17 protein-coding genes are annotated in these 21,854 nt (G+C 70.2%); 12 read left to right on the forward strand and 5 right to left on the reverse strand.

All coding sequences use genetic code 11. The annotated features are described in order from the left end of the window. Positions 1–108 precede the first annotated feature (108 nt). Complete coding sequence (locus RCH22_RS11920) at positions 109–2,646, forward strand: FAD-dependent oxidoreductase (protein WP_327014150.1); 2,538 nt, start codon at positions 109–111, stop codon at positions 2,644–2,646. A 72-nt stretch (positions 2,647–2,718) separates the two neighbouring features. On the opposite strand, the gene RCH22_RS11925 is transcribed toward RCH22_RS11920, so the two are convergent. Beyond that, the gene (locus tag RCH22_RS11925; protein ID WP_327014151.1) at positions 2,719–4,896 is read right to left on the reverse strand and encodes a glutamine synthetase III; all 2,178 of its coding nucleotides are present in this window, start codon (positions 4,894–4,896) and stop codon (positions 2,719–2,721) included. A gap of 243 nt (positions 4,897–5,139) precedes the next feature. On the opposite strand from RCH22_RS11925, the gene RCH22_RS11930 reads away from it, so the two are divergent. The 4 genes from RCH22_RS11930 to RCH22_RS11945 all read left to right on the forward strand — a co-directional run bounded on the left by RCH22_RS11930 (position 5,140) and on the right by RCH22_RS11945 (position 8,940). Then, a complete protein-coding gene (locus RCH22_RS11930) occupies positions 5,140–6,387 on the forward strand; it encodes a glycosyltransferase (protein WP_327014152.1) in 1,248 nt (415 codons plus the stop codon). Continuing rightward, positions 6,384–7,121 (forward strand): PIG-L family deacetylase, encoded by a 738-nt coding sequence (locus RCH22_RS11935; RefSeq protein WP_327014153.1) that lies wholly within the window; start codon positions 6,384–6,386, stop codon positions 7,119–7,121. The genes RCH22_RS11930 and RCH22_RS11935 overlap by 4 nt, the downstream gene beginning before the upstream one ends. A gap of 128 nt (positions 7,122–7,249) precedes the next feature. Continuing rightward, entirely contained in the window at positions 7,250–7,627 is a 378-nt protein-coding gene (locus RCH22_RS11940) for a YciI family protein (RefSeq protein WP_327014154.1), read from the forward strand. Further along, complete coding sequence (locus RCH22_RS11945; RefSeq protein WP_327014155.1) at positions 7,624–8,940, forward strand: DUF6596 domain-containing protein; 1,317 nt, start codon at positions 7,624–7,626, stop codon at positions 8,938–8,940. Before RCH22_RS11940 ends, RCH22_RS11945 begins: the two co-directional genes overlap by 4 nt. Positions 8,941–8,991: 51 nt before the next feature. On the opposite strand, the gene RCH22_RS11950 is transcribed toward RCH22_RS11945, so the two are convergent. The 3 genes from RCH22_RS11950 to RCH22_RS11960 form a co-directional block, all read right to left on the reverse strand. Beyond that, positions 8,992–9,354 (reverse strand): hypothetical protein, encoded by a 363-nt coding sequence (locus RCH22_RS11950; RefSeq protein WP_327014156.1) that lies wholly within the window; start codon positions 9,352–9,354, stop codon positions 8,992–8,994. A gap of 349 nt (positions 9,355–9,703) precedes the next feature. Continuing rightward, positions 9,704–11,104 (reverse strand): M20/M25/M40 family metallo-hydrolase, encoded by a 1,401-nt coding sequence (locus tag RCH22_RS11955; RefSeq protein WP_327014157.1) that lies wholly within the window; start codon positions 11,102–11,104, stop codon positions 9,704–9,706. Between the two features lie 34 nt (positions 11,105–11,138). Continuing rightward, positions 11,139–11,900 (reverse strand): gamma-glutamyl-gamma-aminobutyrate hydrolase family protein, encoded by a 762-nt coding sequence (locus tag RCH22_RS11960; protein WP_327014158.1) that lies wholly within the window; start codon positions 11,898–11,900, stop codon positions 11,139–11,141. Positions 11,901–12,182: 282 nt separating this feature from the next. Between RCH22_RS11960 and RCH22_RS11965 the strand changes: the two genes are divergently transcribed. From RCH22_RS11965 to RCH22_RS11995, 7 genes are all read left to right on the forward strand, one after another. Continuing rightward, on the forward strand, positions 12,183–12,410 hold the full coding sequence (locus RCH22_RS11965) for a hypothetical protein (RefSeq protein WP_327014159.1): 228 nt from the start codon (positions 12,183–12,185) through the stop codon (positions 12,408–12,410). Positions 12,411–12,662: 252 nt separating this feature from the next. Continuing rightward, on the forward strand, positions 12,663–13,394 hold the full coding sequence (locus RCH22_RS11970) for a PspA/IM30 family protein (protein WP_134561924.1): 732 nt from the start codon (positions 12,663–12,665) through the stop codon (positions 13,392–13,394). A 129-nt stretch (positions 13,395–13,523) separates the two neighbouring features. Next, positions 13,524–14,357 carry an arginase family protein gene (locus RCH22_RS11975; protein ID WP_327015519.1) on the forward strand — a complete coding sequence of 278 codons (834 nt, stop codon included), beginning with the start codon at positions 13,524–13,526 and terminating at the stop codon, positions 14,355–14,357. Positions 14,358–14,421: 64 nt separating this feature from the next. Next, positions 14,422–15,351, forward strand: a complete 930-nt coding sequence (locus RCH22_RS11980) for a crotonase/enoyl-CoA hydratase family protein (protein WP_327014160.1) — start codon at positions 14,422–14,424, stop codon at positions 15,349–15,351. A gap of 82 nt (positions 15,352–15,433) precedes the next feature. Then, positions 15,434–16,888, forward strand: a complete 1,455-nt coding sequence (locus tag RCH22_RS11985) for an NAD(P)/FAD-dependent oxidoreductase (RefSeq protein WP_327014161.1) — start codon at positions 15,434–15,436, stop codon at positions 16,886–16,888. Positions 16,889–17,002: 114 nt separating this feature from the next. Continuing rightward, positions 17,003–18,028: an ATP-binding cassette domain-containing protein gene (locus tag RCH22_RS11990; RefSeq protein WP_327014162.1), complete on the forward strand. Its 1,026-nt coding sequence runs from the start codon at positions 17,003–17,005 to the stop codon at positions 18,026–18,028. Beyond that, positions 18,025–18,798 carry an ABC transporter permease gene (locus tag RCH22_RS11995; protein WP_327014163.1) on the forward strand — a complete coding sequence of 258 codons (774 nt, stop codon included), beginning with the start codon at positions 18,025–18,027 and terminating at the stop codon, positions 18,796–18,798. The genes RCH22_RS11990 and RCH22_RS11995 overlap by 4 nt, the downstream gene beginning before the upstream one ends. Positions 18,799–18,830: 32 nt before the next feature. Here the strand turns inward: RCH22_RS11995 and RCH22_RS12000 are convergent, their stop codons facing one another. Continuing rightward, complete coding sequence (locus tag RCH22_RS12000; RefSeq protein WP_327014164.1) at positions 18,831–21,830, reverse strand: hypothetical protein; 3,000 nt, start codon at positions 21,828–21,830, stop codon at positions 18,831–18,833. Positions 21,831–21,854: the final 24 nt, after the last annotated feature.

The raw sequence follows: 21,854 nt of genomic DNA on the forward strand, positions 1-21,854 counted from the left end.
GGTCCGCGGCATCACGCGGGTGTAGTGTCAGAATCAGTCCCCCAATTACCCACGGGGGTATATGCCGGGTCGGCCGAATCACTATCCCGGCCGACGAAAGGCACCCCCATGAAGATCGTTGTCGTAGGCGGGGTCGCAGCCGGCGCATCCGTCGCCGCCCGCGCCCGCCGTTTGGACGAATTCGCAGAAATCGTCGTGCTCGAACGCGGTCATCACGTCTCCTTCGCGAATTGTGGACTTCCGTACCATGTCGGCGAAGTGATAGCGGATCGCAGCCGCCTGCTCCTGCAGACACCGGAGAGCCTGCGCGAGTCCCTCGACATCGATGTACGTGTCGGTCACGAGGTGTTGCGGATCGACCGTGCCGCGAAGACGGTGACCGTCCGCGAGGTCGACGGCGGACGCAGCTACGAGGAACCTTATGACGAACTGGCGCTCTGCACAGGCGCAGAACCACTCCGCCCTCCCCTGCCGGGGATCGACCTGCCCGGCGTGCACGTGCTGCGCCGGATCGGCGACATGGACGCCATCAAGGCCCAACTGGATGCCGCGATCGCCCTCGCAGCGACGGGCGCCCGCGGACCCGTGCGCACCGTCGTGATCGGCGCGGGCTACATCGGCCTCGAGATGGCCGAGAACCTCAAGCACCGCGGTGCCCTCGTCGACGTCGTCGAGATGAGCGACCAGATCCTGCCGCCCCTCGACCACGAGATGTCCGTCCCCGTCGAACACCACCTCCGCAGTCGCGGCATCACCCTGCACCTGTCGACTGCGGCCGCCGCATTCGCGGCCCGCCCCGACGGCGGGCTCAACGTCGAACTCACTGACTCGACCGTCCTGGCGGCCGATCTGGTGATCCTCTCCGCCGGGGTGCGCCCGAACACCACGCTCGCGAAGGCGGCCGGGCTCGAGCTCGGCGCCCGCGGCGGTATCACGGTGGACACGCATATGCGCACCTCCGACCCGCACATCTGGGCGGCAGGCGACTCCGTCGAAACGCCGCACACCGTGCTGCCGGGGCGCTGGCTGGCCCCGCTCGCCGGACCCGCGAACCGGGAAGCCCGGGTCGCCGCCGAGAACATCTGCGGCCGCAACACCGAATACCGTTCGACCCAGGGCACCTCGATCGTGAAGATCTTCGACATGGTCGCCGGCGGTACGGGCGCCACCGAACGGCAGCTCCTCGCCGCCGAGGTCCCGTACCGGGCCGTGCATGTGCACCCCTCCGGCCACGCCGGCTACTACCCCGGCACCGCGATGATGCAGCTCAAGGTTCTCTTCGCCCCCGACACCGGGCGCATCCTCGGCGCGCAGGCCGCCGGCTTCGACGGCGTCGACAAGCGCCTCGACGTGCTCGCGACCGCCCTCCGCGGCGGCCAGACCGTCTACGACCTCGAAGAACTCGAACTCGCGTACGCTCCCCCGTTCGGTTCCGCAAAGGACCCGGTGAACATGGCCGGCTTCGTCGCGAGCAATGTGCTCCGCGGCGACCTCACCCTCTGGTATGCCCAGGACTACGCGGAAGCGACCGCCGGGGCGCGGCTCATCGACGTGCGCACCCCGGAGGAATTCTCGATCTGGCACCTGCCGGGCGCCGAGAACGTGCCGCTCGGCAGCATCCGCCTCGAATGCGAGCTCTGGGACCGCACCGGGCCACTGCGCCTGTACTGCGCGGTCGGGTTCCGCAGCTACCTCGCCTACCGCGCGCTCGTGCAACGCGGGTTCACGGATGTCGCCACTCTCTCCGGCGGGTCGGACACCTTCCGGTCGTGGCACGAGGTCGAGCCCGAAAGCGACGAACCCCCGCTGCCGATGACCACCTACGCCGAAGCAGCCGAGTTCACGGCCGCTGCAACGAAGGCCGCCGCGCAGGCCGCCCTGCTCGCCGACGGCACCGGCGTGCAGGTCGACCTGGACTGCTCCGGACTCGCCTGCCCCGGCCCGATCATGAGGCTGTCCGAGAAGATGAAGACGCTGGATGCCGGAGACGAGGTGGTCGTGCACGTGTCCGACCCCGGGTTCGCCAGCGACGCTCCCGCCTGGGCCAGGCGGAACGGACACGAGCTCGTCGCCATTTCGCCGGAGGGCCCCGGTTACGTCGCGACCATGCGGAAGGGCGGGGCCGCGCTCGCGACCCGGCCGGCGGCATCGATCGGCATCGTGAGTCCGCCAGCACCCAACAAGACCTCCTTCGTGGTGTTCTCCGGCGACCTCGACAAGGTGCTCGCCGCCTTCATCATCGCCAACGGGGCAATCGCGATGGGCGAAGAGGTATCGATGTTCTTCACGTTCTGGGGGCTCAACTCCCTGCGCCGCGCGGACCCGCCCAAGCGGGAACGCAAGCTGATCGACAAGATGTTCGCCACCATGATGCCCGCGAGCGCAGGCAGCATGCCGCTGTCGCAGATGAACATGCTCGGCGCCGGCGCGGCGCTGATCAAGAAGGTCATGCGGGACAACTCGGTCTCGTCCCTGCCCGATCTCATCACGTCCGCGCAGGCCGGCGGGGCGCGCCTGATCGCGTGCACGATGACGATGGACCTGCTCGGGATCGCTCCGACCGACCTGATGGACGGCGTCGAACTCGGCGGCGTCGCGACCTTCCTCGGGGAGGCGGCCGAGTCGACGACGACGCTGTTCATCTGATCGGGTCAGAACGCGCATCCGCCCGGCCAGCAGAAACAGGCTGACCGGGCGGACGGCGGATGTGCTCTGCCGCTACAGGATGAAGAGCATCTCCTGGTAAGTCGGGAGCGGCCACAGGTCGTCCGCGACGATCTCTTCGAGGGCATCTGCGGCGGCGCGCACCGCGGACATCGCCGGAAGCAGCGCGTCGCGGGCGTGCTCTGCCTCGCCGAGTGCGGTCTCTTCCGATTCGCCGGCCAGCGCGTCCCGGAGCACGGCGAGCGCGGACCGGAGCTTGGTGATCGGGGCGGACACCTCGCTCAGTGCGGCGTGGTCGGGTTCAACGCCAACGGCCGTGAGGGCGCCGATATTGATCGCCAGTTCGGTCTGGTGACGCACGGCGGCGGGGAGGATGACGGTCGCCCCCATCTCGAGCGTGAGGCGCGCCTCGACACCGATGGTGAGAGCGTACTGTTCGAGGCCGATCTCATAGCGGCTGTGCATCTCGCGGTGGTTGAAGACCTTGTACTTGTCGAACAGGTCGAGTGCCGACTCGGTGATGAGTTCGGGCAGGGCATCGAGGGTCGTGCGCAGGTTTGCGAGCCCGCGCTTCTCCGCCTCGATCGGCCAGGCATCGGAGTACCCGTCGCCATTGAACACGACGACGCCGTGGTCGGTGATGATCCGGGTGAGCAGACTCTGAACGGCCATGTCGAAATCGGCGCCGCTTGCGACCGCGGCCTCGAGCTCGGTCGCCGCGTAGTCGAGCGACTCGGCCATGATCGTGTTGATCGTCACCATCGGCCCTGCGACGGTCTGCATCGAGCCGGGGGCACGGAACTCAAAGCGGTTTCCGGTGAACGCGAACGGGCTCGTGCGGTTGCGGTCGCCCGGGTCGGTCGGCAGCACCGGGAGCGTGTCGACGCCGATCACCATCGAACCCTTGTCCTTGGACGAGGTCGCCGGGCCCTGGGCGATCTGCTCGAAGACGTCCGCGAGCTGGTCGCCGAGGAAGATCGAGATGATCGCCGGCGGGGCCTCGTTGGCGCCGAGGCGGTGGTCGTTGGTCGCGGAGGCGACCGAGGCGCGGAGCAGGCCGGCGTACTTGTGCACGGCGCGGATGACGGCGGCGCAGAACACCAGGAACTGGGCGTTGTCATGCGGGTTGTCTCCCGGGACGAGCAGGCTGCCGAGCTCGTTGTTGCCGAGCGAGAAGTTGACGTGCTTGCCCGAGCCGTTGACGCCCTGGAAGGGCTTCTCGTGGAACAGGCAGGCCATCCCGTGCTTCTTGGCGACGGACTTGAACGTCGTCATGAGCAGCTGCTGGTGGTCGGCGGCGATGTTTCCGCGCTCGAACATCGGCGCGATCTCGAACTGGCCGGGGGCGACCTCGTTGTGCCGGGTCTTCGCCGGGATCCCGAGCTTGAAGAGTTCCCGCTCGGTGTCCATCATGAAGCCGAGGACACGCTCGGGGATGGCGCCGAAGTAGTGGTCGTCGAACTCCTGGCCCTTGGGCGGCTTGGCGCCGAAGAGCGTGCGGCCGGAGTTGAGCAGGTCGGGGCGAGCGAGGAAGAAGTGCCGGTCGACGAGGAAGTACTCCTGCTCAGGGCCGCAGAACGAGACGACGCGGGCAGGATCGCTGTGCCCGAAGAGGCGCAGGATGCGTTCGGCATGTTCGCCCATCGCCTGCTGCGAGCGCAGCAGCGGGGTCTTGTGGTCGAGCGCTTCGCCGGTCATCGAGACGAACACGGTCGGGATGCAGAGGGTGTTGCCGTTCGGGTTCTCGAGCACGTATGCCGGGCTCGTCACGTCCCAGCCGGTGTACCCGCGGGCCTCAAAGGTGTTGCGCAGGCCGCCGTTGGGGAAGCTCGACGCGTCGGGCTCGCCCTGCACGAGGGTCTTGCCCGCGAATTCGGCAAGGGCCGTGCCATCGCCGACGGGCTCGAGGAAGCTGTCGTGCTTCTCTGCGGTCAGTCCGGTGAGCGGGTAGAAGACGTGGGCGTAGTGGGTCGCACCCTTTTCGAGCGCCCAGTCCTTCATGGCGGATGCGACGGCATCCGCAACGAGGGGATCGAGCCGCGCGCCATTCTCGATCGTTGCCATCACGGATTTGTAGACGGATTTCGGAAGTCGCTTCTGCATGACGACCTTGTTGAAGACGTTCTCGCCGAAGATCTGGCCGGGCGTCTCGGTCGCGGTGAAGCTCGGGGCCGGAGGAATATAGGCCTCGACGTCCCTGATCGCTTGACGGCGGGCGCTGTTTCCACTCATGAATACCCCTTTTGCTACGGCATGCTGCTCCGCGACTAGGTGCGGAATCGGATGCGCCTAAATCTAGGGAGGTCACGTGGCGAGGATGTTTCGGCTGAATGACGGTTTCAGTCACCAGAACCCCGCGCCGGCCTCTCGTCAAGGTTAAACCTGACTGAAACACTCAATTGACTCCCCGACAGCACGAGGACGACTGTGACGCCCGGACAGGGCGGGTTCAGGCGACTGCGTTAAGATTCACGGGTGTCTCCCGTAGCCTCCCGCCTCCGCATCGCCCTCGTCTCCCTGCACACCTCGCCGGGTGACGAGCCAGGATCCGGGGACGCCGGCGGCATGAACGTAGTGGTGCGCCAGCAGGCGGAGGCCATGGCCGCGGCCGGCCACACCGTCGACATCGTGACCCGCCGGTCCTCGGCCGCACTTCCGGACGCCGTCGTCCTCGCACCGCGCCTCACCCTCCGCTTCCTCCAGGCCGGTCCGGCGAAACCCATCAGCAAGGGGGCGCACGAGGCGGTCATCGACGAATTCCGGGTCGGCCTGGCCGCCCTCGGCGACTACGACGTGATCCACTCGCACCACTGGTTCTCCGGCATGGCCGCGCTCCCGCTCGCCCAGGGCCGCGGCATCCCGCACGTGCAGAGCTTCCACAGCATCGCCGCAGACCCCTCGACGCCGCTCTCGGCCGGCGAACGGCCGGAGTCACCGGGGCGGATGCGCGGCGAAGCCTGGCTCGCCCGCGAATCCGACGCCCTCGTCGCGATCAGCAACGCCGAGGCAGACACCATCGTGACCAGGCTCGGCGGCTCGCCCGAGCGGATCTTCGTGGTCTCCCCCGGCGTCGACGCCGACCTCTTCCACCCGGCGTCCGGCATCCGCGCTGCCGAGCCAGGCCCCGGCTACGCGATCGTCGCCGCCCGCCTGCAGCCGCTCAAGGGACTCGACCTCGCGGTCGAGGCGATAGCGGCGGTCCCTGCGGCACTCCGGCCGGAGCTCATCATCGCGGGCGACGCCTCCGGCGACTTCGACGGCTATATCGATGGGCTCCGTGACCTCGCCGAACGGAACGGGATCGCCGACACCGTACGATTCCTCGGCCCGCAGAGCCGCGCCGATCTCGCGGCACTGTTCCGCGACGCCAGGGTCGTGTTGATCCCCTCCCACTCGGAGACTTTCGGCCTGGTCGCCCTCGAGGCGGCAGCGAGCGGAGTGCCCGTCGTCGCCTCGGCGTCAGGGGGCCTCCGCGAAGCCGTGCTCGACGGCGACACCGGGATCGTGCTCGGCTCCCGCGACCCGCAGGCCTGGGGTGCGGCGATCACGACCCTTCTCGGCGATTCCGACCTCGCCCGCCGGCTGTCCGTCGACGCCCGCGCCCGCGCCGAACGCCTCGACTGGCCGCGCAGCGCGCGGGGTCTTCTGGACGTGTACCGGGGCCTGCTCGAGCCGTGCTCCGCGGACGAGTACGACGACCGACGCCGGCTGCGGATCGCGTGAGCATCCTCGACGGCCTCCCGGTCGTCCTGCTCGTGCACGCGCACCCCGACGACGAAACCCTGACCACGGGAGCCCTCGCAGCCGAACTCGTCGCGCGCGGCACCCGGGTGACGCTCCTGACCGCCTCCCGTGGCGAGCGCGGCGAAGTCGTCGCCGGACCGCTGTCCGGGCTCGAGGGCACCGCGGCGCTCGCACGCGTTCGCGAGGACGAGCTGGACAGGGCCACCCAGGTCCTCGGGATCGCCGACCGGTTCTGGCTCGGCCAGGCTCCCGCGCGCGCCGAAGGACGGCCGCCGCGCCGCTACCGTGACTCGGGCATGACCTGGATCCGGGAGGGACTCGCCGGTCCGGCCGCCGCCGGAGACGCCGATGCCCTCGCGGTGGCTCCCCTTGACGAGGTCACGGCCGATGTCGTGGCGCTGATCGGGCACGTTCGGCCCGCCCTCGTGATCAGCTACGACCACGGCGGCGGTTACGGCCACCCCGACCATGTGCGCATGCACGAGGCGGCCCGTGCGGCGTGCCTCGCCGGGCAGACCCCCTTCGCCGAGATCGTGCTCGAACCGGCAGCGGATGCCGAATGGCTCGACCTCGAGGCCCGTCGCACCGTGACGACGGCCGCCCTGCGCTGCTACCGGAGCCAGCTCACGGTCACCGGCGACGACCTGCATCTCGTGCATTCCGGCGGCCAGCATGAGGCGATCACGACGTCGATCGGGTTGCGCGCCCGCTGACCGTCCACGTTTCTCGGATGAGTCATGGGCGGGTGTCGATCGGGCGGGTGTCGATCGGGCGGGTGTCGATCGGGGGCGTGCTCGCTCGTCATTGTGGTGTCAGTATCACAACGACGAAGGGAAATCTCATGCGTTACTCATTGCTCGTGATCAACCAGGAAGCCGAAGACGCCAACATCAGCGACGAGATGATGGAATGGGGACGCGCGGCCTTCGATGCCTATGGGAAGTCGCTCGACGCCGCCGGGGTGCTCATCTCGGCCGACATCCTGCAGCCCGTGTCCGCATCGACGACCGTCACCGTGCGCGACAGCGCGCTCCGGGTGCAGGACGGCCCGTTCGCGGACACTAAGGAGCGCCTCAACGGCACCTTCGTGATCGAGGTGCCAGACCTCGATGCGGCAATCGCATGGGCCGAACAGTGCCCCGCCGCCCAGTACGGGGCTGTCGAGATCCGTCCGTCGGCGATCATCTTCCGGGACGGAGCATGGCGCGGCCAGGAATGAGCGTAGCGGGCGCGGGCGACGCAGCCGTCGACGCGGCCGCGGTCGCAACCAAGGACGCGGCCAGGGCGCGGGCGGAATCCGTCGCCCGGGAGTCCTACGGCCGGCTGCTCGCGCTGATCGCGGCGCCGGGCGGCGACATCCCGTCCGCCGAGGATGCCCTTGCGGATGCCTTCCTCGAGGCGCTGACCCGGTGGCAGACGGCCGGCATTCCCGTCAACCCCGAGGGATGGCTGCTCACGGTGGCGCGCAATCGGCTCCGCGACCGCTGGAAGTCCATCGCCGTGCGCCGGACCGTGCCGCTCGACCCGACCGTGCTGTTCGGACTGTCTGGGTCGTTCGATCCGCCCGCACCGCTCTCGCTCGACGACGTCGACCCCGATGAGATCCCCGACAAGCGCCTCGAACTGCTTTTCGTTTGCGCGCACCCGGCGATCGATTCGGGCATTCGCACGCCCCTGATGCTGCAGACGGTGCTCGGTTTCGACGCGGCCCGGATCGCGGTGGCCTTCTCGCTGCCGGAATCCACGATGGCGCAGCGCCTCGTGCGGGCGAAGCGGCGGATTCGGGACGCGCGGATCCCCTTCACCGTGCCGGGGCTGACAGCACTCTCCGGGCGGCTCCCCGCGGTGCTCGAGGCGATCTACGGCGCCTATGCGATCGACTGTCAGCGTGCAGCCGGGCCGAGTGTGCGTGAGTCGCTTGCGGCGGAGTCGCTGTACCTCGCGACCGTGCTCGCGGCCCTGCTGCCGCGCGAGCCCGAGGTGCTCGGCCTTGCCGCGCTGCTGTCGTTCTCGCTGTCCCGGGCACCGGCACGCGCCGCACCGGACGGATCAACGATCGCCCTCGACGACCAGGATCCGGCCAGGTGGGATCGCGAGCTGATCCGGCAGGGGGAAACGCTGCTCCGGCGGGCCCACGGTTTCGACCAGATCGGACGATTCCAGGTGGAGGCGGCAATCGAGTCTGTGCACTGCGACCGGGCTCGCTCGGGCGAGACCGACCGGCCGGCGCTTCTGGCCCTCTATGGCGCGCTCGTGAAGATCGCGCCCACGCTCGGCGCCCGGGTGGCGCTTGCGGCGACCGTCGGCGCGGTCGAGGGACCAGCGGCCGGACTGGCCGCTCTCGATTCCGTCGCCGTGCTGCCGGGCGCCGATCGTTTCCAACCGGCCTGGGCGACCCGCGCACACCTGCTCGCCCAGGCCGCCCGGGTAACGGATGCCCGGGTCGCCTACCAACGGGCGATCGCGCTGTGCGCCGATGCCGGCATCCGTTCGCGCCTGCAGGATCAGTGCGCGCTACTCGGCACAGGCTGATCGGCACGGGCTGATCGGCACGGCCTGATCGGCACGGCCTGACGGCTCGGCTCAGGCTGATTCCGGCTCGGGCTCGGGCTCACGGACGGGCTGCAGGAACGGCTCGATGACCGAGAGCGTGCGGACCATCACCGTGCCGAGCCGGGCGAGCTGCCAGAGGAAGTCGACCGGCGCTCCCGGCCGATCGAGCCCGGGAAGGCCGGTCGCCTGGATGAGGGAAATCAGGCTGTCGACGCTGATCTCGTCGGCGGCACGACAGAAGAGCGCAGACGCGATCGACAACAGTCCCAGGCTTGCAATCACACCGTCGAGCCACACCGAGGCCGTTGACGGCGGCAGCCGCTTCCGCACGAGCAGGACCATCCCGGCGAAGGCCAGCCCGAAGAACGCTGCGTCGAGTGCGAACGCGAACACATCCAGCAAGCGGGCGGCGGCATGGTCCGTTGCGGCCGCCGCCGGTCACGAGGAACGTCGACGCGGCGTATGCGAGGGTCCCGATGAGAATCGCCAAGAACACCGCGACCCGGATCGATCCCGGGGCGTCGGGCAGGAGAGAAGCGACGCTGGCGGACCCGCGCTGTGCCCCCTGAATCGACCTCTTGTCCGGGTCGTCGCCCCTGCGCCCGCCCGTGCATGCACTGGTCATTCTCAACGCAGGTCCGGAGCGGATGACGACGGAAGTCAACTGCCACTGACAGTGCAGCAATGCATGCAATTTATCAACTGCGAGCGGCTCGAGCCCGGCACTCCCCGCGTGAAGCGATCAGCCGTGCAGGTCCCGCACGACGGCGTCGAGGGCGTTCACCGTGAGTGAGACGGACTCGACGTCGATCCGCTCGTCGTTCCCGTGGAAGAGCTGGCGGAACATTCCGTAATCCCAGCGCCGGCTGAGCAGGGCGAATCCGTACGCGGGGATGCCGCGGCGGCGGTAGAACCGGGCGTCGGAGCCGCCGACGCTCAGCATCGGCAGCAGGTCGGCGTTCGGGTATGCCCGGCGGGCGGCCGCACCGAGGGCGTCGTAGAGCGGTGTGTCGATCGGAGAGCGGGTCGCGGCTTCGAACCCCTCGCCCTCGATCGTCACGTCGGCCACGAGCTCGCCGAGCGCCTCGCGGAGGTAGGCGTCGACATCCGCCGCCCCGATGCCGGGCAGCACCCGGATGTCGAGGGTCACCGTCGCGAGGGCGGGAATGACGTTGTCCTTGTCACCGGCCCGCACGACGTTCGGCGAAACGGTCGTGTGGGTCGAGGCGTGCGCGAAGCCGGCGAGGGTGCCGAGCTCGTGCAGGGCGTCGATGATGCGGACGGGGTCGAGGAGCCGGGCGGCGAGCGCCGGGTCGAGGTCGAGTGCTGCGACGTAGCGGCGCCAGTCCGGCGTGATCTGCACGGGCGCGTGGTACCGGGAGAGCCGGTAGACCGCATCCGCGGCGATGATGGCGGCGTTGCGGGCTCCCCAGGGGGCCGAACCGTGCCCGGGGGTGCCGTGCACGACGAGGCGACGGCCGGCGAGTCCCTTCTCGCCGATCGTCGTGGAGATGGAGGGGGTGGGGCCGACGGGCACGCCGCCGGACTCGGTGAGGACGAAGTCGGCGTCGATCAGGTCGAGGCGGTTCTCGGTGAGCCACTCGACGCCCAGGCCGCTGCCGGCCTCCTCGTCGGCGACGGCCGCGAACACGAGGTCGCCCCTGGGGCGGAACGAACCGGTCGCAATGGCACGTGTGACGGCGGCGTAGCTCGCGGTGAGGCAGAGCATGTCGAGAGCGCCTCTGCCCCAGATCTCGCCGTCGACGATCTCCGCCGCGAACGGGTCGCGGCTCCAGCCGGCCTCATGCACGGGGACGACGTCGAGGTGGCCGACGAGGGCGAGGGAGGGCGCGCCCGGGTCCGTTCCGTGGATGCGGGTGATCAGGGAGGCCCGGCCCGGGTGCGGTTCGACGACCTCGAGGTCGAGGCCGGAACCGGCGAAGAAGCCCTCGAGGGTGCGCACACTGCGGATCTCGCCGCCGGAGTCCGCTGTGCCGTCGTTGACGCAGGCGTTGCGGATCAGGTCGCGCAGCAGGTCGACGGTCGCACGGGTGAGCGCGTCGTCGGGGTGCGTGCTGCCCGGGATGATGCAGCCGGGAAGGGCGTCGTCGGCGATGGTGCGGTCCTTTCGACAGGTGCCCACACTCTACCCGAGCGGATGCCGGGCTCGGCTCGGCTCAGGCGGCGATACGACCGGCCGCTTCGATCGCCGCGAGCTGGCGCTCGAGGCTCTTCAGCAGCAGCGGGAGCTGGTCGGCGGGAGCGTCGGGGGCCTCTGGGTGCCACTGCACGCCTGTGATCGGCGCGAACTCGTGCTCGACGGCCTCGATGAGCCCGTCGGGGGCCACCGCTGCGGCGAGCAGGCCGGTGCCGAGGCGGTCGACGCTCTGGTGGTGGGCGCTCTGCACGGCGGCGAACGCGCCGCCGAGGCTGTCGGCGAGCACGGTGCCCTCGAGGAGTTCGACGGTGTGTTCGCGGAGGATCCGGTCGATCGGCACGTCGACGTTGCGGTGGATGCCTTCGTCGATGTGCTGCACGATGCTGCCGCCGAGGGCGACGTTGATGATCTGGAGGCCGCGGCAGATGCCCAGCAGCGGGGTGCCCCGCTCGAGGGCGCGGCGCACGAGCGCAAGCTGGCCGTCGTCGGCGACCGGGAAGTGCAGGGTTTCTTCCGGGTACCCGGAGACGCCGCCGTAGAAACGGGGCGTGATGTCCTCCCCGCCGAGGATGACGATCGCGTCGGCATCCGCTGTTGCGGCGAGCAGGGTGGCGATGGTCATGTCGGCCGCGGCGAGGCGGGTGACGGCCCAGCCGCCCTGTTCGCCTGCGGCCACGACGGTTCCGTTGAGGACCTGGACCTTGGCGTGGTACGCGGGCCGGTCCGGGCGGCTTCCGGTGACTTCGACGACCGCGAGGCGCGGGGCGGTGGTCTCGGCCATGCTGCCCTCCAGGCTGTTTCGTCGTGTGCGGTGTTCCCAGTGTGGGGACTGTCGGCTCCGGACGCGAACGGGGCCGTCACAGTCCGCAACAGAGGGTTCGTAGACGGGTAGGTCTGGCCGTTCTATGCTCGGGCAGAAGGGCACCGGGCACCTGCCCTCGCCTGCGATTCCCGCGCAGAAGGAGGCGAGTCCATTCGGTCACGACGGCTGCTGTTCCTGGGGGTCTTCGGGTCGAGCCACATCGTCGACACTGTCGGGGCTCTCGGCCCCCGCACCGGGGAGGTGACCGCCGCTCTCGACCGGCTCTACGCGGAGACCCGCACCGACCCGTTCGTCGCCAACGTCGACAGCTTCAGCGGAGTCGCGGACCGCCAGCGATGGGCAGACCGGCAGTACCAGCTCGCGGTCGCACAGAATCCGACCCTGGCGAATGCGCAGCTTCTGGAGGTCGAAACCGTCGCGATCGAACCGGCCCTGCGGGTGAACGACTGGGCGGGGGCGGGGCAGTGACTGCACCTGGAGCAGCCGGTGCAGCCGGTGCAGCCGGTGCAGGGCCTCCCGTCGGAACCGGGCAGCCGGCTGCCCTCGACTCCGCGAACGCCGCGCTCCGGGCCGCGTTCACCCTGCAGCAGAAGCTCGACGACGCGGTCCCCGACACCGAGGAGCAGCGCAGGGACTGGTTCACTTCATCCCATACAGCGGAAGTACACAGACACGCGCCACACTGGACCCGCCCGCAGAATCACTCGAAAGGACACCGTCATGACCAAACAATCCATCTTCGGCCGCATCGCACAACTTGCCAAGGCGAACATCAACTCCCTGATCGACTCGGCAGAAGACCCGAAACTCATGCTCGACCAGATGGTGCGCGACTACAGCAACAGCATTTCGGATGCCGAGGGTGCCATCGCGGAGACGATCGGCAACCTCCGCCTCCTCGAGGACGACCACCGGGAGGACGTCGAGGCCGCGGCGGAGTGGGGCGGCAAGGCACTCGCCGCGAGCCGCAAGGCCGACGAGCTGCGCGCAGCGGGCAACACCGTGGACGCCGACAAATTCGACAACCTCGCCAAGGTCGCGCTCGGCCGCCAGTTGCAGTCCGAGAAGGAGGCGAAGGCCGCCGAGCCGCAGATCGCCTCACAGACCACCGTCGTCGAACAGCTCAAGACCGGTCTCAACGCGATGAAGGAGAAGCTCGGCCAGCTGTCCGCCAAGCGTGACGAGCTCATCGCCCGCTCGAAGACGGCCGCGGCGCAGACCAAGGTCATGGACGCCGTCAAGAGCATCGACATCATGGATCCCACGAGCGAGGTCAGCAGGTTCGAGGACAAGATCCGCCGCGAGGAGGCCAAGGTGCGCGGGGCGAACGAGCTCGCCGCGTCGAGCCTCGACGCCCAGTTCGAAAGCCTCGAAGACCTCGGCGAACTCACCGAGGTCGACGCCCGCCTGGCAGCGCTCAAGTCCTCCGGCGCGAGCGAGATCGAGAAGTAGAAGCAGGCGGCGAGCAGGCGCTGAGTCCGTGGTGAGTCGGCGCTAAACCGCCGAGAGGGCACACTTTTGAGTTCGGAGAACGTGCGCGATGCCCTCGCGGGCGACAACCCGCGAGGCGCATACTGGAGTATGGCTCCCTCCTTCGTCGTCGTGCCGCAATGGCAGGGTTCGGTTTCTCCGCGCGCGATGCGCCTCAGCGATGGTGCGGAGGCGATCCGGGGTGATCTCCCGTCCTCCGCCACCGTCGAAGTCCCGGTTCCGGTCGAGGCCGGCGACGCGCAGGACACCGGCATCGACCGGTTCTCGAGCCTCGTGATGGTGCGCGAGCGCCTCACCCGTGCGCTGCGCGACTGCGTCACCCCCGTCCTCACGATCGGCGGCGAGTGCGGCGTCTCGCTCGCGGCCGTCGGCCACGCCTCGGCGCGGCATCCGGGTGGCCTTGCCGTGGTCTGGCTCGACGCCCACCCCGACCTGCACACCCCCGAATCATCGCCCTCCGGAGCTTTCGGCGGCATGGTGCTCCGCGCGATCGCCGGCGAGGGTGTCGACGGTCTCGTGCTCGGCGCGGACGAACGGGTTCCGTTCGACCGAATCGTGATCGCGGGAGCCCGCGACATCGACCCGGCCGAAACCGAGCTCATCGGTGCGGCGGGCATCCGCAGCCTGTCGATCGAGGAGCTCGAGTCACCGGACGGCATTCTCGCCGCGGTCCGCGCGACGGGTGCGACCGCGTTCTACCTGCACCTCGACCTCGACGTGCTCGACCCCTCCGTGCTGACCGGGCTCTCGAACCTCCTGCCCTTCGGACTGAGCGTCGAGACCCTCGGCCGCACGATCACCGCGCTCAGGGCCGAGTTCGAGCTCGCCGGTGCCACGATCGCGGGCTTCGCGCCCGCCTCCCCCGAGGCCGCGAACGACGACCTGCCGAGCATCCTGCGGATCATCGGCGCCCTCACCCGCTGACCCGCGCACTGCAACGCCGGAGATTTTCGCCACACGCCGTGAATCCGGGCAGCGGATGCCGTGGGTGGCGCAAAACTCCGACGCTGCGTTGTCCGGCACCGCGGACAACGCCCCGAAACCCACCAGCACCAGGAAGGCATCCGTGAGCGAGCAGCGCAGCACCGAACAGAGCCGAACAGAGCACGATCCCGGCGGGCAGGACCGCGCCCACCAGGAACCCCGGGTGCTGACCGAGCGGCGCGGGCACGTGCTCCTGATCGGGCTGAACCGGCCGGAGAAGCGCAACGCCGCCGACCTGCTGATGCTGCAGCAGCTGTCCCTTGCCTACGGCGAACTCGACCGCGACCCCGAGCTCAGGGTCGGCCTCGTCTACGCCCTCGGCGAGCACTTCACGGCCGGCCTCGACCTCGCCGATATCGGCCCGCGCCTCGGCCCGGACGGCATCGACATGGTGCCGGACGGCGGGGTCAACCCCTGGCAGGTCGACGGCCGAGCGGTCTCGAAGCCGGTGGTGATGGCAGTTCAGGGCACGTGCCTCACGCTCGGGATCGAGCTCATGCTCGCGAGCGAGATCTCGGTCGCTGCCGCCTCGACGCGGTTCGGGCAGATCGAGGTGGCCCGCGGCATTCTGCCGTTCGGCGGAGCAACGATCCGTTTCCCCCGCGCGGTCGGCTGGGGCAATGCGATGCGCTGGATCCTCACCGGTGACATGTTCGACGCCGCGGAGGCCCTGCGGATCGGACTCGTGCAGGAGGTCGTCCCCGACGGCACCGAGTTCGACCGGGCGCTCGAGCTCGCCGGGCGGATCGCCACTCAGGCCCCGCTTGCGGTGCAGGCGACCCTCGCGAGCGCGCGAGACGCCGTGCGACTCGGCGATGCCGTCGCGGAGGCCGGGCTGCAGCCGACCCTCGGCGTGCTGGCCGCGAGCGAGGATGCCCGGATCGGCATGGAAGCGTTCCGGACCCGAACCGCGGCGGAATTCGTGGGGCGCTGAGGTACCTCGCAGGGCCAGCAGGGCACGGCACCAGAACCGGAGCTCGTCAGAACCGCATCAATCACCGACGACAGGAGAAACCATGAACGACCAGACCACGACCGGCACGACCTTCGACGTGATCGTGATCGGTGGTGGTGCGGTCGGAGAGAATGTCGCAGACCGCACCGTTCAGGGCGGCCTGAGCACGGTCATCGTCGAGAGCGAACTCGTCGGAGGCGAGTGCTCGTACTGGGCGTGCATGCCGTCCAAGGCCCTGCTGCGGAGCGGAGCGGCACTCTCCGCCGCACGCCGGGTCGGCGGAGCCGCCGAGGCCGCGACCGGTGAGCTCGACGTCGCCGCCGTGCTGCGTCGCCGGGACTCGTTCACGAGCCACTGGGCGGACGACGGCCAGGTCGGCTGGCTCGACTCCGCGGGAATCGCCCTCGTCCGCGGGCATGCCCGCCTGAGCGGCGTGCGCGAGGTGACCGTGACCGGCACGGACGGGACCACGACCGTGCTCACGGCCCGGCACGCCGTCGTGGTGAGCACCGGGTCGTCCGCCGTGCTGCCCGACATCCCAGGGATCAGCACCGTCGACCCGTGGACCAGCCGCGAGGCCACGAGCGCCCAGCACATCCCGGAGAGCCTCGCCATCATCGGCGGCGGTGTGACCGCGGCCGAAATGGCCACGGCGTACACGTCGCTCGGCGCCCGGGTCACGCTCATCGTGCGCCACTCCCTCCTCGGCAAGGAGGAACCGTTCGCCGGCGAGCTCGTCATCGAGGCCCTGCGCGCGGCGGGAGCGACGGTCCTGACCGGCGAGGCTCCCGTTCTCGCGATGCGCTCTGCCGACGGCGACGTCGTGCTCACCCTCGCGAGCGGTGGAACCGTCACCGCGACAGAGGTCCTCGTCGCGACGGGACGCGCACCGCGCACCGACGACCTCGGGCTTGCCGCCGTCGGGCTTCCCGACGGCGGCTGGCTGACCGTCGACGACACCCTGCTCGTTCAGGGCGATGCGGCGGATCTCGCAGGCGACTGGCTGTACGCGACCGGCGATGTCACCCATCGGGCACTCCTCACCCACCAGGGAAAGTACCAGGCGAGGGCGGCAGGCGACGTAATCGTCGCCCGCGCCTCCGGCCGAGCCGTCGACGACTCCCCCTGGGGCACCCACGTCGCCACAGCAGACCACTCCGCCGTCCCTCAGGTCACCTTCACCGATCCCGAGGTCGCCTCGGTCGGGCTCAGCCAGGCGGCGGCCGAGAAGGCCGGCCTCCGGATCCGGGTTCTCGACTATCCGATCGGAAGCGTCGCCGGAGCGAGCCTGCAAGCCGATGGGTACACCGGCATGGCCAGGGCCATCGTCGACCTCGATCGGGAAGTGCTCATCGGCGTCACGTTCGTGGGCCAGGATGTCGCAGAGCTCCTGCACGCAGCGACCATCGCCGTGGTCGGCGAGGTACCGATCAGCCGGCTCTGGCACGCGGTCCCGGCCTACCCCACGATGAGCGAAGTCTGGCTGCGCCTGCTGGAGGCATACGGCCGGCCGTAGCGCGGCATCCGCTGCCCGCCGCCGGCGCTGACGGCAGCTGACAGCCGCTGACAGCGCGCGGCAGCGGGGCGACAGCGCGGGAATTGTCTACTGGTGTCCTACCCAGGAGGCACAATGACCGCAGCAATCGAAGCCCGCGGGCTCACCAAACGATTCGGCACGACCCAGGCACTCGCCGGAATCGACCTTGCCGTCGAACCCGGCCGGGTGCTCGGCGTGCTCGGCCCCAATGGCGCGGGCAAGACCACCGCCGTGCGCATCCTCGCGACCCTGCTGAAGCCCGACGCCGGCACCGTCACGGTCGCCGGCTTCGACGTCGTCACGCACCCCGTCGACGTGCGCCGCCGGATCGGCCTGACCGGCCAGTACGCGAGCGTCGACGAAGACCTGCGCGGCGTCGAGAACCTCGTGATGATCGGGCGCCTCCTCGGCCTGACCCGCTCCGATGCCAAGGCCCGCGCCGCCGAGCTCCTCGAGGAATTCGAGCTGACCGACGCCGGTGGCCGCCTCGCCAAGACCTATTCCGGCGGCATGCGCCGCCGCCTCGACCTCGCAGCCTCGCTCATCGGCCGTCCGAGCGTCGTCTTCCTCGACGAACCCACCACGGGCCTCGACCCCGCTAAGCGCGACGACGTCTGGGAGATGATCCGCACGCTCGTGCGCCAGGGCACGACCGTGCTGCTGACGACGCAGTACCTCGAAGAAGCGGATGCCCTCGCGAACGAGATCACCGTCATCGACCACGGTCTTGTCATCGCCCACGACACCCCGGAGGGCCTGAAGCGCCAGGTCGGCGGGCAGACCCTCGAGGTGCGGCCGGCTGACGACCGTGACCTGGACCGCGTCACCGCCCTGCTCGCCTCCGTCGGCACCCGAGCCCCCGAGTTTCCAGCCCCGAGCCTCGTCTCGGTCCCCGTCGCCGGCGCCGATGCCCTCACCGCGACCGTCGCCCGGCTGCACGCCGAGAACATCGCCGTGACCGAGCTCTCGCTGCGGCTCCCGAGCCTCGACGAGGTCTTCTACTCCCTGACCGGTCACACGTCGGCAGTACCCGCGGCATCCGCCTCCGGAACCCCCACCGGCACCAGCACCGGCACCAGCACCAGCACCGGCCTCGTCACGGAAGGAGCCGCATCATGATCGTCCGCGACTCGCTGATCCTCGCCCAGCGCACCGTCACCAAGATGGTGCGGAACCCCGAGCAGTTCCTCGACGTCTCGGTGCAACCGATCGTGATGACGGTGATCTTCGTGTTCATCTTCGGCGGCGCGATCGCGGGGACGAGCCAGGACTACCTCCAGTTCGCGCTTCCCGGCATCATCGTGCAGACGATCATGACCACGGCGATGACCATCGGCGTCAACCTCAACTCCGACCTGAAGAACGGGGTGTTCGACCGGTTCCGGTCCCTGCCGATCGCCCGGTCCGCTCCCCTCATGGGCGCCGTGACCGGCGACGTCGTGCGGCACAGCATCGCGATCGGCGTCACCCTCGCCTTCGGCGCGGCGATCGGCTTCCGCTTCCTGACCCCGTGGTACTCGGTCGCGACGGCCATCGTGCTGATGATCGTCTTCGCGATGAGCCTGTGCTGGACATCCGTTTTCATCGGTATGCTCGCCCGCAGCTCGGGCGCCGTGCAGGGCTTGTCGTTCCTGATCGTCTTTCCGCTCACCTTCGGCTCCTCGGCGTTCGTGCCCGCGGCGACCATGCCCGGCTGGCTGCAGGGCTGGGTCGCAATCAACCCGGTCACCCACGTCACCGACGCGATGCGCGGCCTCCTGGTCGGCAACTCGATCATGACCCCCGGCACAAGCGTCGGCGGCGAAGTCCTCTGGGTACTGCTCTCCTGCGTCGTCCTCGTCGGCGTCTTCTTCCCCCTGGCGATGCGCGCCTACCGCACGAAGCTCTAGCGCGAAATCCCGGGCAGCGTGCGGAGGCGGGATCAGCCGGCGGGGTCGATCAGGGCGCGGAGGGTCGCGAGGGCGTGCGGGCGCGAGGATGGCGCCGGCGTCGCCCGGTCGATGCCGTGGGCTGCGGCAGCCTGTTCGATCGCGATCGCTCGCGGTTCGAGGCGGTCGTATGCCCCGATGATCGCCGAGGAGAGGTCGAGCGCCCGCACGGCCTCCTCGACCTGTCCGCGGGCGAGCGCGAGGCTGCCGAGACTCAGTGCGACCTGACCGATCACGGGGTGGTCGAGGCTCGCGATCGCGGCACCGGCGGCCACCCGGATGGCCCGCTCCGCGGCATCCGCGTCGCCCTGGAGCAGCTCGAGTTCTGCGCGGCGCACCCCGATCATGGCGACGAGCTGGGCGGGCATGTTCGGCCAGCCGGAGGCGAGGTCCTCGATCCTGGCGAGCCGGGCGCTCGCGGCTCCCGCGTCCCGGTCGTTCAGGTCGAGTACGACCGCGACGGCCTCGGCCTGGATCACAGTGAAGATGTTTCCGGACTCCGCAGCCCCGGCGAGGAGCTCATCCGCGCGCTCCCGCGCCGCCGCGAGCCTGCCCTGCCGCAGCATGATCGACACGGCGAGCGCCTGCTGCTGGGCGAGGTCCCAGCTCGAGGTGATGCGGCTCATGTTCGCGGTCGACGCGTCCGTCACGTCGAGCGCCTCCTCGAGGCGCCCCTGCAGGCTCAACCACTCCGCGCGCATCTGTTGAGCGAGGGCGAGGCCCCAGAGGTCGCCGATCGCCTCGAACGCGCGCACGGCGTGGGCGGATGCCTCGCCGAGCTCGGTGATGTCGCCGCGGTTCTGCGCCGTGGCGGCCCGGATCACGTGAAGCATGGCCGCGGGCCAGGGATCGAGGCCGAGTTCCTCGCCGTTCGGGATCCGCACCCGCAGCATCCAGCCCTCCTCGCCGAACGAGGTCCGGAACGCGGACAGGAGCGGGAAGGCGAGCTGCATCAGGTCGCCGCCCTTCCCCGGCGGGTCCTGCGCCCACGCGTCGAACGCACGCCGTGCGGCCTCGGCGAGCGCCTCGGGGACGAGTGCCGGGTCACGAGCGGCATCGGGGTTGGCCTCCTCTGCTGAGAAGGCCCGGACGACCGGCGTGAACAGCACAATGGCGCGTGCTTCATCGCTGTCGACCTCTGCGGCCAGCTCGCTCACCGCGCCGAGCCAGGCGCCGAGCTCGTCCCTCCGCTCCCGGATCCCCCAGTACCACACGCAGGCGAGCGCGACCCGGACCGCGGGCTCGGCGAGACGCGCGCTCGTTGTGTACCGGAGCGCCGCAGTCACATTGTCGTCTTCGGCGTCGAACCACGCGATCGCCTCGCGGATCCGCGGCCCGCGCATCAGCGCATCGGCGGCCTCCGCCCGCGCCGCGATGTATCCGGCCTGTGCCGCGCGCTCGGCCGCGAGGGTCCCGGCCTCCGCGAGCCGTTCGATGCCATATTCGCGGATGGTCTCGAGCAGCCGGTAGCGTCCGCGTTCGCGGTGCAGCAGCGACTTGTCCACGAGGCTCTCGAAGACGGATGCCCCGGCGAGCCCGGCCGTGGCGGCGACGTCGGCCGCATCCCGGGTGTCGATCCCGGCGGGGAACACCGCGAGCCGGCCGAGCGCCGTGCGTTCGTCCGGCGAGAGCAGGCTCCAGCTCCAGTCGATCAGGGCGCGGAGGGTCTGGTGCCGCGGCAGTGCGGTGCGGTATCCGCCGGTGAGGAGGGTGAAGCGGCTGTCGAGGCCGTCGAGGACCTCGTCGAGGGTCATCGTGCGGAGTTTCGCCGCGGCGAGCTCGAGGGCGAGCGGCAGCCCGTCGAGGCGCGCGCAGATCCGGGCGGCGCCGGCCAGTTCCGCGGTATAGAGTCCGGCGCCCCGCGCGGCGAGGGCCCGCTGGCTGAACAGCTCGAGAGCCGCGAACTCGCGCAGGCGCTCCGGGGAGCCCGGCGACCCCGGACCGTCCGGCGTGTCGATGGCGGCCTCGAGTTCGGACTCGCTCGGGTGCGGCAGCGACCCGACGGTGACGAAGGACTCGCCGGGGATTCCGAGCGGCTCACGACTCGTCGCGAGAATCGTCAGTGCGGGCAGGGCGCGGAGCAGGCTCTCCGCGAGCCGCGCGGCCGCGTCGATGACGTGCTCGCAATTGTCGAGCACGAGCACGACCGCGCGTCCGAGCAGCGCCTCGACGACCCGCTCGAGGCTGCCGACGGGCTCGACGGGCGCGTCCGAGGTGCGCAGTTCGCGCCCGGTGGCTGCGAGCACCGCGGCGAGCACCTCGCCCGGGCCCACCGGGGCGAGCTCGACGAGCACGGCACCCCGGATGCCCGCGGCCGTTTCGAGCGCGAGGCGCGTCTTCCCGATTCCCCCGGTTCCGACGATCGTGACCAGCCGGGACACGGCGAGCTGCTCCTCGATCGCCGCGAGTTCACGCTCCCGGCCGACGAGGCGGGTGAGGGACACCGGGATGCCGCGGGCCGCGGAGGGTGCGACGGCCGCGGAGGGTGCGACGGGATCCGGGGCTGCTCCGTCCGGTGCGGCGAGTTCGAGTGCCCTGGCCCGGTCGCGGGCGAGGTCGCGGAGGAACCAGTCGAAGTCCGGGGACGGGATCCAGGGTTCGCCGGCCCAGAGCGCGAGGGCCGCGATCGCGGGGCGCCGGGCATCCGCGGGCGAGGCGGTCCCCGCCGCGGCAACCGACTCGGCGACGAGGTCTTCGAAACGGAGTGCGTCGACGTCGGACCTGGCGACCCTGAGGCGGTAGCCGCCCACCGTCGACTCGATCACGCCGGGAGGGAGCTGGGCCCGGAGCCGGGAGACGATGGACTGGAGGGCGGCCCGCTGGTTCCCGGGCGCATCGCGGGACCAGACGTCCTCGGAGATCGCCCGGTAGCTCACGGCCGTTCCCGCGTCGACGGCAAGCCGGAACAGCACGGCGAGCTGCATCGACCCGGTGACGGGAACTTGCCGTCCGTCGTGCTCGACACTCAGTCCGCCCAGCAGTCGAATTCGCACGGGGTTAACTCTAAGTGCCGGTCA

Origin of the sequence: Cryobacterium sp. GrIS_2_6 (assembly GCF_035984545.1) — a bacterium.
Lineage (GTDB): Bacteria > Actinomycetota > Actinomycetes > Actinomycetales > Microbacteriaceae > Cryobacterium.

Coding starts and splice junctions, on each gene's coding strand:
- RCH22_RS11920 (WP_327014150.1), top strand. CDS start 109: ATGAAGATCGTTGTCGTAGGCGGGGTCGCAGCCGGCGCATCCGTCGCC.
- RCH22_RS11925 (WP_327014151.1), bottom strand. CDS start 4,896: ATGAGTGGAAACAGCGCCCGCCGTCAAGCGATCAGGGACGTCGAGGCC.
- RCH22_RS11940 (WP_327014154.1), top strand. CDS start 7,250: ATGCGTTACTCATTGCTCGTGATCAACCAGGAAGCCGAAGACGCCAAC.
- RCH22_RS11945 (WP_327014155.1), top strand. CDS start 7,624: ATGAGCGTAGCGGGCGCGGGCGACGCAGCCGTCGACGCGGCCGCGGTC.
- RCH22_RS11960 (WP_327014158.1), bottom strand. CDS start 11,900: ATGGCCGAGACCACCGCCCCGCGCCTCGCGGTCGTCGAAGTCACCGGA.
- RCH22_RS11970 (WP_134561924.1), top strand. CDS start 12,663: ATGACCAAACAATCCATCTTCGGCCGCATCGCACAACTTGCCAAGGCG.
- RCH22_RS11975 (WP_327015519.1), top strand. CDS start 13,524: ATGGCTCCCTCCTTCGTCGTCGTGCCGCAATGGCAGGGTTCGGTTTCT.
- RCH22_RS11985 (WP_327014161.1), top strand. CDS start 15,434: ATGAACGACCAGACCACGACCGGCACGACCTTCGACGTGATCGTGATC.
- RCH22_RS11990 (WP_327014162.1), top strand. CDS start 17,003: ATGACCGCAGCAATCGAAGCCCGCGGGCTCACCAAACGATTCGGCACG.
- RCH22_RS11995 (WP_327014163.1), top strand. CDS start 18,025: ATGATCGTCCGCGACTCGCTGATCCTCGCCCAGCGCACCGTCACCAAG.